This is a genomic window from Mesorhizobium sp. M5C.F.Ca.IN.020.32.2.1 (genome assembly GCF_004023105.1).
Classification (GTDB): domain Bacteria; phylum Pseudomonadota; class Alphaproteobacteria; order Rhizobiales; family Rhizobiaceae; genus Mesorhizobium; species Mesorhizobium wenxiniae.
Genome location: NZ_RZSX01001551.1, coordinates 1 through 639, shown reverse-complemented (window position 1 = coordinate 639; position 639 = coordinate 1). Strand labels below are relative to the sequence as shown.

The 639-nt window shown below is 64.2% G+C and carries 2 pseudogenes; both read right to left on the bottom strand.

The window, feature by feature from the left end:
• Positions 1–186 (bottom strand): annotated as a pseudogene (locus EOA86_RS37380) (phosphoglycerate dehydrogenase); the annotation flags it as partial.
• Between the two features lie 68 nt (positions 187–254).
• Positions 255–639, bottom strand: a pseudogene (locus tag EOA86_RS37375) (phosphoserine aminotransferase); the annotation flags it as partial.

Below are 639 nucleotides of genomic sequence, written 5' to 3'. Positions count from 1 at the left end.
GATCAGCTTTTCGGTGACCTTGGTCGCCGAGCGGATGGCGAGGCCATCATACTGGCCGATCACTTCGAGCAGCTTTTCCTTGTCCTTGCCGAGGTCGGGCAGGTAGTCGACGTCGATGCCGCGATCCCTAAAGATTTGCACGGCAGTGGTGGAGAGTTTGTCTGAGACGAGAACGCGGGGCGCCATGGCGGCCTCCTTCAAATGAGATTTGATCCGTTTGGGAATGGGCGGCCCCGAGGGCCGCCACGGGAAACTCAGGCAGCCGCCTTGAGCGACGCCTTTTGTGCGGCAAAGGCCCAGTCGAGCCACGGCAGCAGCGCTTCGAGGTCGGAGGTCTCGACTGTCGCGCCGCACCAGATGCGCAGGCCGGGCGGCGCATCGCGATAGGCGCCGATATCGTAGGCGACGCCTTCCTTGTCGAGCGTCGAGACGATGCCCTTGGCGAACGCCGCTTGTCCGTCGGCATCAAGCGCGGCGACATCCGGGTCGGTGAAGGAAAGACAGACGGACGTGTTCGACCGCGTCGCCGGGTCGGTGGCCAGATGGCCGAGCCATGCGGATCTGTCGACGAAACCGTCGATAACGGCGGCATTGGCGTCGGCGCGGGCAATCAATGCGTCGAGGCCGCCGATCGACTTC